The sequence below is a fragment of the Allofournierella sp. CML151 genome (genome assembly GCF_027853465.1).
GTDB lineage: Bacteria > Bacillota > Clostridia > Oscillospirales > Ruminococcaceae > Allofournierella.
Genome location: NZ_JAPNNW010000011.1, coordinates 1 through 13221 on the forward strand (window position 1 = coordinate 1; position 13221 = coordinate 13221).

Sequence of the window (13221 nt, forward strand, 5' to 3'; positions counted from 1 at the left end):
GGCAGCTCTGGTTTCAGAGCTGCCTTTTTGTTTCAAAAGGCCTGGAGAGCGCTTTTACAAAGCGGCGGGATCGTCTTAACAGAACCTTTATACGGTGCATGAAACGCTAAGACCAATTTCACAAAGAAGTTGGTAAAATGATTTTGCAAAAACGAAAACAGGAGGATACCGTTATGATGGATCTTATTATGATCGCGGTTTTAGCGGGCTCTGTGGGTCTCATTTATTTGCTGATTGGCTGGTGCCAGAAGCAGGTAGACCGGAGCGAGTAAGGAGGAGTGAAGCCATGATTGTTCTTGGTGTAGTTGTTGTGTTCCTGGGTTGCTATTTGGTCTATGCTCTGGTACACCCGGAAAATTTTTAATACTTGCAGGAGGAATTGAGTATGCTGCAAATCATCTTGACCATTATCCTTTATTTGATAATGGTAGTTCCGGTGGGTACTTATGTCTATCATATTGCAGCCGGGAAACACACCTTTGCCGATCCGGTGTTTGACCGTGTGGACAGCGTTATCTTCAAAATTAGCGGCGTAGATCCCGCCAGCGGGATGAACTGGAAACGCTATGCGGCAGCACTGGTGGGAACCAATGCTGTGATGATCCTTCTGGGATATATTGTTCTCCGCATTCAGAGTATTCCGCTGTTCAACCCCAATGGAATCGGGGGAATGGAGGAGTCGCTTTCGTTCAATACCATCATCAGCTTTATGACCAATACCAACCTGCAGCACTATTCCGGTGAATCCGGTTTGTCGTACCTGTCGCAGATGCTGGTGATCATCTTCATGATGTTTGTTTCCGCTGCCACCGGTTACGCGGCCTGCATCGCGTTCATCCGTGGTCTGGCTGGGAAATCCAAGGACAATGTGGGAAACTTTTTTGTGGACCTGGTGCGAATCATCACCCGTGTGCTGCTGCCGTTTTCCATCGTTGGAGGACTTTTGCTGGTATGGCAGGGCGTTCCTCAGAATTTCTCCGGCAATGTTGTCGTGGATACCATTGAAGGAACCAAACAGGTCATTGCCATGGGCCCCGTTGCTGCCTTGGAGATCATCAAGCATTTGGGAACCAATGGCGGTGGTTTCCTGGGCGCCAACTCCAGTACACCCATTGAGAACCCGACAATCCTTTCCAACCTGATTGAACTGTATTCGATGATGCTGCTTCCCGGTGCCTGTGTAATCACCTTCGGCAAAATGGTTCGTGACCGCAAGAAGCTGAAGGAACAGCCGGAAAAGACCGCACATAAGAGCCTGAGCGTTTGGGTGTATGGACGGGAAGGCCGCAGCATCTTTGCTGCCATGGGGATTCTTTTTGTGATTGGTTTAAGCGTGTGTTTCTGGGCGGAATCGCAGGGTAATCCCGCTCTGGCAGATGTAGGCTTGAGCCAGTCCATGGGAAGCATGGAAGGGAAGGAAGTGCGCTTTGGCATTGCGCAGTCCGCCTTGTTTACCACGACGACCACGTCGTTCACCACCGGCACGGTAAACAACATGCATGACACGCTCACCCCTCTGGGCGGTATGATCCCGATGCTGCACATGATGCTGAATGTGGTGTTTGGCGGTAAGGGCGTCGGCCTGATGAACATGATTCTGTATGCGATTCTGGCCGTGTTTATCTGTGGCCTGATGATCGGCCGGACTCCGGAATATCTGGGCAAAAAGATCGAGGGCCGTGAGATGAAGCTCACCGCTCTGTGCATCATCATTCATCCGCTGCTGATCCTTGCATTTTCTGCACTGGCGGTGGGAACACAGGCGGGCCAGGCGGGCATCACAAACCCTGGATTCCACGGGCTTTCACAGGTGCTGTACGAATATGCTTCCTCTGCCGCAAACAACGGCTCCGGTTTTGAAGGCCTAGCGGATAACACCCTGTTTTGGAATATCACGACCGGTCTTGCAATGTTCTTCGGCAGGTATCTGTCCATCGTAATCCAACTGGCGATTGCGGGCTCTCTGATGAAAAAGCGGTTTGTCAATGAATCCGCCGGTACGCTGCACACCGATACGATGAGCTTTGCAGTGATTCTGGTGTTTGTGGTCTATATCTTTGCAGCGCTCACATTTTTCCCGGTGCTTGCACTTGGCCCCATTGCGGAGCATCTGACCCTTTGGGCGTAAGGAGGAACCCCTATGAGCAAAAAAAATCAGAAGCTGGTCACGCCGGATATATTCCGGCAGGCGCTGATCGGCTCCTTTGTAAAATTGAATCCCGTATACATGATGAAAAATCCTGTCATGTTCGTGGTAGAGGTCGGCTGTTTTATTACACTGCTGCTGTCCTTCTTCCCGGGGCTGTTCGGAGATGTAAGCACTGGCACAAACCTGCGGCTGTATAATATCATCGTTTGCGTGGTGCTGTTTATCACGGTTCTGTTTGCAAACTTCGCCGAGTCTGTTGCCGAAGGCCGGGGCAAGGCACAGGCCGCAAGTTTGAAGAAGACGCAGAAGGATACAAAAGCCCGGCTGCTGCTGCCGGATGGCACCGAAAAAGAGGTGCTGTCCAGCGAGCTGAAAAAGGGCGATGTGGTCATGGTCTGCGCCGGTGAAGTGATTCCCGGCGATGGCGAAGTGATTGAAGGCATTGCATCGGTGGACGAATCCGCAATCACCGGCGAATCTGCGCCTGTAGTTCGGGAGTCTGGCGGCGACTTCTGCTCGGTGACCGGCGGCACGACTGTTGTATCGGACTGGCTGAAGATCCGCATCACTTCGGATGCCGGCAACAGTTTTCTGGATCGTATGATCGCACTGGTGGAAGGAGCTTCCCGTAAAAAGACCCCCAACGAGATTGCGCTGAATACGCTGCTGGTTTCCCTGACGATCATTTTCCTGATCGTTATTGTTACGCTTTATCCCATCGGCATTTATTCCGGCGTTCAGCTGCAGACTTCTACTCTGATCGCGCTGGCGGTTTGCCTGATTCCCACCACGATCGGTGGTTTGCTCTCCGCCATTGGCATCGCGGGTATGGACCGCGTTACCCGGTTCAATGTGATCGCCATGTCCGGTAAGGCGGTGGAAGCCTGCGGCGATGTGGACACCATGATTCTGGACAAAACCGGTACCATTACTTATGGCAACCGTCTGGCCGCCGATTTCTTCCCGGTAGGCAGTGCGAACCGCAGTAATCTGATCCGCTGCGCAGCACTGACCAGTCTGCATGACGATACTCCGGAAGGCAAGTCCACGTTGGAACTGGCGCGTCACCTGGGAGATGACAGCCAGGAGACCAGCGGCTCGGAGTTCATCGAGTTTACAGCCCAGACACGGATGAGCGGCGTTGATCTGCCGAATGGTACGAAGGTGCGCAAAGGCGCGGCAGAAGCAATCGAGAAGTATGTGAAAGCGCTGGGCGGCACGATTCCTTCGGACCTGCATGAGCAGGTGGATAAGATTTCCAGCCTGGGTGGTACGCCGCTGACGGTATGTGAGAATGACCGTATTCTGGGCGTGATTTATCTGAAAGATACGGTAAAACCCGGCATGGTAGAACGCTTTGAGCGGCTGCGTGCGATTGGTATCAAAACCATTATGTGCACCGGTGATAATCCACTTACCGCGGCTACCATTGCAAAAGAAGCAGGTGTTGACGGCTTCATTGCCGAGTGCAAACCTGAGGATAAGATCGATGTGATCAAAAAGGAGCAGGCGGAAGGCAAGATCGTCGCCATGACCGGCGACGGCACCAACGATGCTCCCGCGCTGGCGCAGGCAAATGTGGGCCTGGCCATGAATTCCGGTACAACCGCGGCCAAGGAAGCTGCCAACATGGTGGACCTTGACAGCGACCCGACCAAAATTCTGGAAGTGGTTGAAATCGGCAAGCAGCTGCTGATCACTCGCGGCAGCCTGACCACCTTCTCGATTGCGAACGATATTGCCAAATACTTTGCGATTATCCCTGCGATGTTCATGATTTCCATCCCTCAGCTGAAGGTGCTGAATATCATGAATCTGGCTACACCGAACAGTGCGATTCTGTCTGCATTGATTTTCAATGCAATCATTATCCCTTGCCTGATTCCTCTGGCGATGAAGGGTGTAAAGTACCGGCCCATGTCTTCCGGCAAAATGTTGGCCCGGAACATGCTGATCTACGGTTTGGGCGGTGTTGTTACGCCTTTTGTGGGAATTAAAATCATCGATACCTTGATTGCCCCTCTGCTCAACGCCATCGGCCTTGGGCTCTAAGAAAGGATGCGAACCCCTATGAAAGAATTTTTACACGGCACACGTCAGGCGGTTAGTGTGACAGTTGTTTTGATGCTTATCTGTGGCCTGCTTTTTCCCTGCCTGCTCACCGGTTTGTCCTCGGTGCTCTTTCCGCACCAGGCGGGCGGCAGCCTGATTAGCGTAAACGGAACGGCGGTTGGTGCGGAACATGTGGGCCAGGAATTCACGCAGGACTGCTATATGTGGAGCCGTCCGTCTGCCTACCACTACAATGTTTATACCGAGAGCGAAGACGGCAGGAAATACTATAACGACGGCACAGAATTCGGCGGCCTTGCTTCCGGCTCCAACAACTACGCCCCTTCCAATCCGGCGCTTGTTGAGCGCGTGGAAGCTGACATGGAGGCATTTCTGGCAAAAAATCCTGACGTTGAGCGGGAAGATATCCCAACCGACCTTCTCACGGCATCCGGCTCCGGTCTGGATCCACACATTTCTCCCGAATCCGCTCAGATTCAGCTTCCCCGCATTGCACAGGCCTCTGGCTTGAGCGAGGAAAGCCTGCAGGAGATTGTGAATCGCAATACAACGGGAAAACTGCTTGGCGTGTTCGGTGAGGAAACGGTGAATGTGCTGAAGGTAAACATTGAAATCGCGCAGGCCATGGGAACTCTGTAAAAAGGAAGGAGCGGCCCATTATGATGGAGATGCATGCGTTCCAGAACGCGAAACAGCTTGAGATTCCATCCCTAGTTGGGCCTGAAAAGCCCGCTGCACAAGAGCTTCTTGCGTTTTTGTTTGACATGACCGCATGGACAAAGGCCAGCCCGCAGATCGTTTTTGGCGGGCAGGGAGAAAGCAATGTGCTCTATGCGCTGTTTCGCGGCGTTGCATTTGTCGAGCTGGATTTTTGGCAGGTATTTGGCCCGGAACTGGCGGTGCTGATGCCGCGATGGAAAATAGATGCATTTACCAATGTCGATTCAACCCAGGAAAGCGTATGGCTTGCCCTGGAACGACAAGGTGAAGTGTTGTATGGTGTGCAGAAGACGCTTTCCGGTCGAGCATCGGAAACGATGCAGTCGCTATGTCTGAGGATTGTCTGCGAATCGCCAGACCAGGCCAGGACATTAAGAAGTTTGTTTCAATCAACGGATTGGAACAATGGGATTGCAGCGCTGGAATGGGAGCATCATGCGTTTTTGGAACAGGAGAAGATCCCAACCATTTGGCAAAATTGCTGCTTCTGTTATGGCGGCATACTGGAGATGCTGAAATATTCCGATTGTGTCCAGGCGCTTGATTTTCAGCAGAAGAAAACACTGTGGTCAGGTTTTTTGAGAGATCGGTTTGATTATGCGGAATTTGAGTGGGTTTATCAACTGATTTGTCAGAATCGCCTGAACGACCGTGTTGAATGGGAGCTTTCTCTGCACGCAGCATTGCAGGATCAGGGGTACACAGTTGATTTTGCTGAATCCGAGTTTAAACTGTATAATGGTCAAAAAAGACCTTGTTACTTCAATTTCGACAGCCATCAGTATGCGCAGCGTGCGCTGCTGAAAATTATTTTCCGCTTAATTTTTAAAAGAAACAGCAAAGGGGGACGCATGAGATACATGCGTCCCTTCAAGCTGTGTAAAAGTAGGAATAAAAATCGTGGCCCGATTCTGTTGCATGCAAATTAAGGAATAAAGAAACACGGCAGCAAGACCTTAATTTCCGCCAGGAGCTGTTGGAAAGACGAAATAAAAACGCCTGAATCATTCACACTGGATAGAATGTGCTGGCGTGGACGATAACGCAAAATGTAAGCTCTCTGAGTAAACGATAGCGGTATGCTCAGAACAAAAGAGGGCCGGCGGGGTTATACACCCGCTGGCCCTCTTTATGCTGCTTGCATCGTCCTTTCGATTTGTGAACAGTGTATTCTTTGAATCAGTAACTCGTACACCAAAAGTCCTGCAGGGATGTGTAACGGTCATGAATCAGAAGGTGATTCTGATCCGGACCAATACCACACAAAAGCTTTGCTCGTTCCATCATCGAAAGAGGAGGAAGACCTTGTGCTGCTCGATAGCCAATAAGCTCGCAGGGAGTACCGCTCCGGAACACAAAAACACCTGCCGGCTTATCCGCGAAACCGTGCCAATCCAGCGCCGGGCTATCCGGTGTATCACGGATTCCTTGCTGGAAGAAATCCAGATCCGCTGCATCAGCGGAATCTTCTTCAGCAGGCATTTCCTTTTCCGCTTCGAAATCCCACAAGCCCATTGCATCCATTTCATCAAGTTCATACAGGAATTCCTCATCCGGAACAGAACGGATCCCGCAGACCAGTCCTTCTTCCTCATCAGGAGCTTCTACATCCTCCCATTCAGGCGAATCTGCCCAATCCTCTGTTACTTTTCCATTCTCAGCATGCGCACTCATGTTGATGCCCAGCAAATATTCCACTGCGCTCATGTCAATTGTGAGCCGCGGATACATTGCGGCCACCTTATACAACCAGTGCAGCGGAGGGGCATTGAGGGTTTGAAATTCAAATACAACAGACTCGCATCCTTCTGTCCACTCCATATCCTGCAATGTTACATCGTCCAGCACATCTCCATAACAGCCCCAGCATTCGTAAGGGTCTTCATCCACATCACAAGGCACAAGTGCTTCCAATGTAAAGCAAAGCTTCGGAGACTGTTTCTGCCCATTGGTCCGGTGTTTCAGCGTGGCATAAATGAATGTTTTCAGCTCTTCGCTGGGACCAGACACTTTCATCGAGACACTGCATTTGTTTGCCATTGTTTTTTACTCCTTTTCTTTTTAAAAATCATATAAAAAAGCCATTCCATGACAGTCCGGCAATGCCGGCGCAATCACAGAATGGCTTTTTATCATAATATTGCAAGCTCCAAAGGGCGCACTTAGAGCGGGTAGTTTCGTTGCTCAAAATTCGCGTTGGATTCCTGCTTACCTGTATTATATGAATTGCATCTGCAGATATCAATCTTCTGAAAAATTCTAGAAGATATCATGTGCAGCTGCATCAATCCGCTTGCGGAGAATTTCTTGAACCTCCTGCATCAGCAGCAGTCCTGTGGAAAACCCGTATTGAAATGCATCGCTGCATTCCGTATCGCAGATAATCAGTGTCTGTTCCAGCATCTGGTCCACCAGTGCCATATCCTCCTCGCTCAGATTGTTCCGCAGGTCTTTCAGGAGCTGTTCAATCTCCTTGCCCGCCTGTTTGTGCCGACCGTTTCCTTCCATGTTGTTTTCACAGGGAAGCAACTCTCCCCGGTAGATTGCATCCAATACCATGCGGATTTCCTCCTTTATCACAGAAGCTGCTTTTCTTTGTGGGTGGCCAGCGAGAAGTTGTAGGGCGCACTGGGCCGTCCGTCCGGGAAATTGGGCGTGGGCAGGGTGTTCAGAATGCGCACCATCTCCTGCAGTCTGTCAGAATAGCCGTTTGTCAGCAGGATTCCCCGGGTGGGCTGAATTCCTTCCAGAACCAGACCGTCCCAGTACATCCGCAACTGGTACAGATCCTTCGGCTCTGCCTTTCGAGTCTTCAGCTCATAGATATCGCATTTTCCGTTTTCACCTTTGTCCACCACATCCACGCGGGTACCGGTGGGCCAGACACAAATTTCGCTGGTTACCTCATCCTCCGGGTTTGCTGCCTTGAGAATTTTCATCCACTTCTTTTTCAGTTCATCTTCGCTAAATGTGGCGGCGTTTTTCTGCGGCGGGAACTCGGCCAGCGCTTCAAAGACCTTGTCCCAGTCCGGGTCGTTGCGGTCGATACCGGTCTTGTTGTTCAGGGTGGCAAGAACACCACGGGGCAGCTCCGGCAGGATCAGCTCGCCCACAAAATCGTTGTAGCTGTTGTGCCGGGAAATGGGCGTGCCGTCTTCCTTGTGCCAGATTTCGCCCAGCTGAGCAGTGGCAATCACCCGCTTGCCCAGCCGGATATCGATGCCCTGCGTGGGCTGGGTTCCCTGATAGTAATACCGGGACTTGCCGCCCAGTACCAGATGATCCCGCTTGGATTTATCGAGGGTACCGTGGACGTAAATCACCGGTACAATCTGGCCACCCAGTTCCACTTCCAGCTTTTCGGTGCGGGCCATCATCATGGGAACCTGGATGGGCGGAACCAGCATGCTGCTCTGGCCTACCGTTACCGCGATCTTGGCGCTGGGCTCCAGCGTGACCGGATCCAGTTCCAGGTAGCCCCGGTAGGCAACGCCCAGATGCTCGATCAGCCACAGCCGGAGAGTGGCCAGATCGCTGAGCTTCCGGTTGCCCTGCCGCTGCAGGGTGCGGGCAATAGCCATCGGCACCCGCACATAGATAACCGTGGAGGGATCAGGCCACTGAAGATTCAGGCCCTCGGGCAGCTGAAGATTGTTTTCCTCGGTTACGGTCATCTTCAGGTCAAAGGGGCCGCTCACTTTGTAATAAGGGCCGGGCTGACTGCGGGTGTAGATGCACCAGTCACCGGTGCCGCCGGACAGACAGGCCAGCGCATTGTTGAGACCATATCCGTGCTCATTCAGGCGGCTGTTGGTCAGCGGAGCACTGCCCAGCTGAAGCGCATTGGTGAGTGCGGCAAGATCCATGCCGCAGCCCCAGTCGGCCACTGCCAGGTGAATATAGTTCTTGTCCGCATCAGGGGCCAGCGCCACACAGATCCGGGCTTTTTCACCTGCCAGTGCGGCGGCAAGAGCATCATCGCACCCCTCGAGGATACCCTGATGGAAGAGCATTCCCTGACGGGCCAGCCCGACAAAAGCCTTGCGGGTGATGTTGATGGCGATTTCGTGGCTCTCGTTGGTGCAAGCGGTGATGTTGTTCATGTTCTGGTTGTTCATATTGAATCCTCTCTTTCTTATTTATAAGGAATGTGGTTGGTTGACTGCCCTTTCCCGGCTTGTTTTGTTGCAGCCGGCATGTTATGATGAGAGGGCAGAATGGACTTATTTAACAGTGGGTTGGTTTTGCATTTGCCGTGTCTGAGTTGCCGCTCAGATACGGCTTTTTTGTTAGAAGGGCAGGGGACTTTATCACGGCCAGCAGGCAGGGACAATGGCCGAACTGCCTGCTTCGGTGATCCGGGATGTTGTCCACCTCATAGATGAAGTGGGTGCGGATGTGTTTCATGTTGATACCTCACGTTATTTTGATTAGCAAGAGCGTGTCTCCTGTCTATGGTTAAATTATAACATACTGGTACCACCATGTATATTCGCTGATTCCACAAATAATACTGGTACCACTATGCGGGCATTTGTGCATATTGCATACTGGTACCATCAAAAACGGTGTGTTATACTTAATTAAATATATTTTTAGAAAAGGAAGTGATTATCTGTGGGGAAAACCTCTGCTGAAGTAAAGGATCGCTATAACAAAAAAGCATACGATGATGTCCGGGTTCGGGTGAAGAAAGGGCAGAAAGAAATCATTCAGAAGCGGGCAGAACAGCTGAACAAGAGTGTGAACGGCTATATTACGGACCTGATTGAAGAGGATCTGGCCGGCAGCGATTTGCTGGAAGAGTAAATCGAAAAAGCACAGCCATACATATTAATAAAAAACCAGGCACAGAGTCACCTGTTGAGGTGAATCTCTGCGCCTGGTTTTCTGTTTTTATGATGCCGTGATCTGAACGGCGTTTTCACGAACCTGATTGATTGTTTCCAGCAAGGAGGTTCTGGTTTTTGCGTCAAACAGCTTGATGAAGCTGACCGGCTTGTCAAAGGGCGGCCTTGTCAGCTCTGCCACATTCTCCATGTATCCGTTCAGTTCAATGTGATGGATGATTTTGTTTACAAACGCAATCTGCTGCTGATTCAACGACTGGTCATTGATGAAGGAGGAAAACGCCTGCATTGCCGCTTCATGGTCCAGCTTGGCGATTTTACGAATCAGCAAACCGAAGGGCGTATCACCAAACTCGCGGGCATAGTCTTCTTTGCTGCCCAGCTCACTGGTCAATATCCGCTCCAGCTCCTGATAATCGCCCAGCGTCAACGGAATGTTGTGCGTCAGCTTGTGAATTGCCAGCGTGTCGCCATGCTCGTTGACATACCGGTTGACCTTTAACCGGTAATCCTCGAAGTCATAGGCGGCGTCCAACTGGATGCCCTCCTGACTGTCGATGATCGGGTCGGTCAGTTTGGTGACAATGCGCTTTTGTTCTCCGCCACCCTCGTCCAAAAAGCGAATCAACTCCCGTAGCTCTTCCCGGACCCGCTCAAACAACAGCACATCGCCGGCATCCCAGAACCCATCGGTCTGGATTTCTCGCAGCAGCGGCAGTTTTTCCTGAATCTGCGGAATGCTGGCTTTGCGTTCCAGCAGGGAAGCGGTGTCACACAGCTGCTTTTTGGCATACTTGAACGCGGGCATCTGTTCGATGTGCGCCAGTATCAGGCCATACATGAAGTTGTCAAACCGTTTTGCAAACTCGTCCGCTTCTTCAGAGCGCACCAGCGGTGCAATCTGCGTCAGAAGTTCGCCCTTGTCGCCCTCGCTGATGGACACAAGCGATTCCGGTTTTTTGTATTTCTCCACCGACTTCATCCGCAGTTTTACCGCAATCAGATCGGGGCTGAGGGCCAGAATCTGCCGGTGACAGGTGTTGACAATCTCCTTACGCCATGCCTGATAATCCTCCCCTGAAAAGGCGCTTTCCTGCAGCGCCATGGCGATTTTGATTTGCTTGCCGAAGATGTTTTCCGACAGCGTTTTGGTTTCTCTGGTTTCGTAGCCTTCTTTGTGTTGCCGGAAGTATTCAAAGTTGCCGCAGTAGTCAAAAATCAGAAAGCGCCGCTTGTCAGTATAGGTTCCGTCGATCTGGTCCACGCAGGCCAGCCCTTTGCACAGCCGGGTGCCGCGGCCAATCATTTGCCAGAACTTTGCCTTTGACCGAACCTTTTTGAAAAACACCAGATTGACGCATTCCGGCACGTCGATGCCGGTGTCCATCATGTCCACCGATACGGCGATGTGCGGTTCTTTTTCCGGCTGCTTGAAATCGTCGATGATGGTCTGAGCATAGGCATCGTCGCAAATCACCCGCTGGGCAAAGCTGCCCCGGTACTGGGGGTACAGCTTATTGAACCGCTCCAGAATAAACTCCGCGTGTCGCTTGTTCTGGGCAAACAGGATGGTTTTCCCCAGACGGTCGCCGCCCGCCACCTTGATGCCCCGGTCCATCAGGTCCTGCAGCACGATGTCCACGGTGGTTTCGTTGAACACAAATTTATTGAGAGCAGCGGAGGGGATAAAGTCCGGCAGCTGACCGTCCTCGATGAAATCATCCTCATATCGCTCTTTGTCCTCTTCGGACAAATCATCGTAGGAGATGCCTTCCTCCAGAAAACGGGTCTTGACCTCGTAGTTGTAATAGGGCACCAACACATGGTCCTGCTGCACTGCCGTTTCATAATCATAAGCATAGGTGGGCACACCGTGTTCCATATCGAAAAAATCGTAGGTGTTCCGATCCACATCGGTTTTCGGCGTGGCGGTCAGGCCCACCATGAAGGCGTCAAAATATTCAAAGATGGCCCGGTACTTTTTGAAGATGCTCCGGTGGCTTTCGTCAATAATAATCAGGTCGAAGTGCGCCGGAGTAAACAGCTGCCGCCCGTCCTTGGATTTGGTATCGTCAATGGCGTTGAGGATGGTGGGGTAGGTGGAGAACACAATGCGGGCGTTCCGGTCATCCTTGTTAGAGCAGAGGTTGCACAGGGACATATCCGGCAGATAGTTCTTGAAATCGTCCTTTGCCTGTTTCACCAGCGCAGTGCGGTCGGCCAGAAACAGAATATTGGTTACCCATTTGCCGCGGCTGAGCACATCGGTCAGGCTGGACGCGGTTCTGGTCTTGCCGGTGCCGGTGGCCATCACTAGAAGGTGCTTGCGGAATCCCATGGTCATCTGTTCGCACACCGCCCGGATGGCTTCTTTCTGGTAATACCGGTCGGTGATTTTGTCATCAATGGAAACGCCCATTAAATCCATCCGCTCGGTGCGGCGGTTCATCAGCTTTTGCAGGTCGTCCTTGCTGTAAATGCCGCTGACCTTCCGCTGCGGGGCGGTCCGGTCGTCCCAGAAATAGGTTTCAAAGCCGTTGGTGGTGAACATCATGGGGCGGCGGCCAAATTTCCGTTCCAGACAATCCGCATACAAAACCGCCTGCTTGCGCCCGATGTTGGGGTCCTTGCTGGTGCGCTTGGCTTCCACCACCGCCAGGGGCAGGCCGTCCTTTCCAAACAACACATAGTCGCAGAAGCCCGGCTGACCGGGTACTCCGGCCATATCCTCCACGCGATACTCCTCCTGCACGTCCGCATCCGGGCCGGTGAACTTCCAGCCCATCAACTTCAGATCCACGTCGATGTAGATTTTGCGGGTCTTGAATTCCGAGAGGTCCTCCGGCTGGAAGGTGCGTTCCTTCTGGTGTTGCTCCTTTTCGGCGGTGTACCGGGCGGACATCTGCTCGATTTGCTTGCGCAGCGCCTCGATCTCCGCGTCTTTCTGGTCCAGCAGGCTTTCCTGTTCCTTGATTTTTCGGGTGTCCACCGCCACCTTTGCGGTGGGGACAAGGTTCTCGTCAAAGGTGCGCTCCTGATAGTCCGCGCCATAGCAATAGTCAATCCACTGCACAAACTCAAACAGACCGCGCAGGGAAGCAAGCGCATCGCTCGGCTGAACGCTGCGCTCAGTATGTACCGCCAGATTGCCCAATTTGATGATAAACGGCATCTTGCCCCAGGTGTCGGAATCCACAGCGAAGCGGAAGGTCGGCTCGTGAATGAGGGATTGCAGATTGTCCTTGTAGGGCATTTTCATGGACTTGTCCGCCGCATAGACCCACTTCACCGCCAGCTCCAGCGCCTTGCGGCAGCCCACCGCACACATGGCCGGGGCAGAAGAATAGATTTTCTCGGCTTCCATGCAGGCGGGGGCGAAGAGGAAGTATTCTGGTCTTAACTGAAGAAAGGAGAAATTGAACATAAAAC

At 52.1% G+C, this 13221-nt stretch carries 10 protein-coding genes; 6 read left to right on the forward strand and 4 right to left on the reverse strand.

Annotated features, from left to right (window positions below; translation table 11 throughout):
* Positions 1-286 precede the first annotated feature (286 nt).
* The 5 genes from kdpF to PH256_RS09160 are packed head-to-tail and all read left to right on the forward strand — an operon-like array spanning position 287 to position 5871.
* Positions 287-364 carry a K(+)-transporting ATPase subunit F gene (kdpF, locus tag PH256_RS15325; RefSeq protein WP_143424560.1) on the forward strand — a complete coding sequence of 26 codons (78 nt, stop codon included), beginning with the start codon at positions 287-289 and terminating at the stop codon, positions 362-364.
* A 21-nt stretch (positions 365-385) separates the two neighbouring features.
* Entirely contained in the window at positions 386-2128 is a 1743-nt protein-coding gene (locus PH256_RS09145; protein WP_270913885.1) for a potassium-transporting ATPase subunit KdpA, read from the forward strand.
* 12 nt (positions 2129-2140) lie between these two features.
* Positions 2141-4201: a potassium-transporting ATPase subunit KdpB gene (gene kdpB / locus PH256_RS09150; protein WP_270913886.1), complete on the forward strand. Its 2061-nt coding sequence runs from the start codon at positions 2141-2143 to the stop codon at positions 4199-4201.
* Between the two features lie 18 nt (positions 4202-4219).
* Positions 4220-4861: a potassium-transporting ATPase subunit KdpC gene (gene kdpC / locus PH256_RS09155; protein ID WP_270913887.1), complete on the forward strand. Its 642-nt coding sequence runs from the start codon at positions 4220-4222 to the stop codon at positions 4859-4861.
* A 20-nt stretch (positions 4862-4881) separates the two neighbouring features.
* Positions 4882-5871: a hypothetical protein gene (locus tag PH256_RS09160; protein WP_270913888.1), complete on the forward strand. Its 990-nt coding sequence runs from the start codon at positions 4882-4884 to the stop codon at positions 5869-5871.
* Positions 5872-6121: 250 nt separating this feature from the next.
* On the opposite strand, the gene PH256_RS09165 is transcribed toward PH256_RS09160, so the two are convergent.
* From PH256_RS09165 to PH256_RS09175, 3 genes are all read right to left on the reverse strand, one after another.
* A complete protein-coding gene (locus tag PH256_RS09165; RefSeq protein WP_270913889.1) occupies positions 6122-6982 on the reverse strand; it encodes a hypothetical protein in 861 nt (286 codons plus the stop codon).
* A gap of 219 nt (positions 6983-7201) precedes the next feature.
* On the reverse strand, positions 7202-7501 hold the full coding sequence (locus PH256_RS09170; protein WP_270913890.1) for a DUF6809 family protein: 300 nt from the start codon (positions 7499-7501) through the stop codon (positions 7202-7204).
* 17 nt (positions 7502-7518) lie between these two features.
* Positions 7519-9060 (reverse strand): hypothetical protein, encoded by a 1542-nt coding sequence (locus tag PH256_RS09175; RefSeq protein WP_270913892.1) that lies wholly within the window; start codon positions 9058-9060, stop codon positions 7519-7521.
* A gap of 499 nt (positions 9061-9559) precedes the next feature.
* On the opposite strand from PH256_RS09175, the gene PH256_RS09180 reads away from it, so the two are divergent.
* The gene (locus PH256_RS09180) at positions 9560-9751 is read left to right on the forward strand and encodes an antitoxin (protein WP_270913893.1); all 192 of its coding nucleotides are present in this window, start codon (positions 9560-9562) and stop codon (positions 9749-9751) included.
* A gap of 87 nt (positions 9752-9838) precedes the next feature.
* Here PH256_RS09180 and PH256_RS09185 read toward each other — a convergent pair whose 3' ends face one another.
* Complete coding sequence (locus PH256_RS09185; protein ID WP_270913895.1) at positions 9839-13216, reverse strand: DEAD/DEAH box helicase family protein; 3378 nt, start codon at positions 13214-13216, stop codon at positions 9839-9841.
* Positions 13217-13221 lie beyond the last annotated feature (5 nt).

Coding starts and splice junctions, on each gene's coding strand:
- kdpC (WP_270913887.1), top strand. CDS start 4,220: ATGAAAGAATTTTTACACGGCACACGTCAGGCGGTTAGTGTGACAGTT.
- PH256_RS09170 (WP_270913890.1), bottom strand. CDS start 7,501: ATGGTATTGGATGCAATCTACCGGGGAGAGTTGCTTCCCTGTGAAAAC.
- PH256_RS09160 (WP_270913888.1), top strand. CDS start 4,882: ATGATGGAGATGCATGCGTTCCAGAACGCGAAACAGCTTGAGATTCCA.
- PH256_RS09145 (WP_270913885.1), top strand. CDS start 386: ATGCTGCAAATCATCTTGACCATTATCCTTTATTTGATAATGGTAGTT.
- PH256_RS09165 (WP_270913889.1), bottom strand. CDS start 6,982: ATGGCAAACAAATGCAGTGTCTCGATGAAAGTGTCTGGTCCCAGCGAA.
- kdpB (WP_270913886.1), top strand. CDS start 2,141: ATGAGCAAAAAAAATCAGAAGCTGGTCACGCCGGATATATTCCGGCAG.
- kdpF (WP_143424560.1), top strand. CDS start 287: ATGATTGTTCTTGGTGTAGTTGTTGTGTTCCTGGGTTGCTATTTGGTC.
- PH256_RS09185 (WP_270913895.1), bottom strand. CDS start 13,216: ATGTTCAATTTCTCCTTTCTTCAGTTAAGACCAGAATACTTCCTCTTC.
- PH256_RS09175 (WP_270913892.1), bottom strand. CDS start 9,060: ATGAACAACCAGAACATGAACAACATCACCGCTTGCACCAACGAGAGC.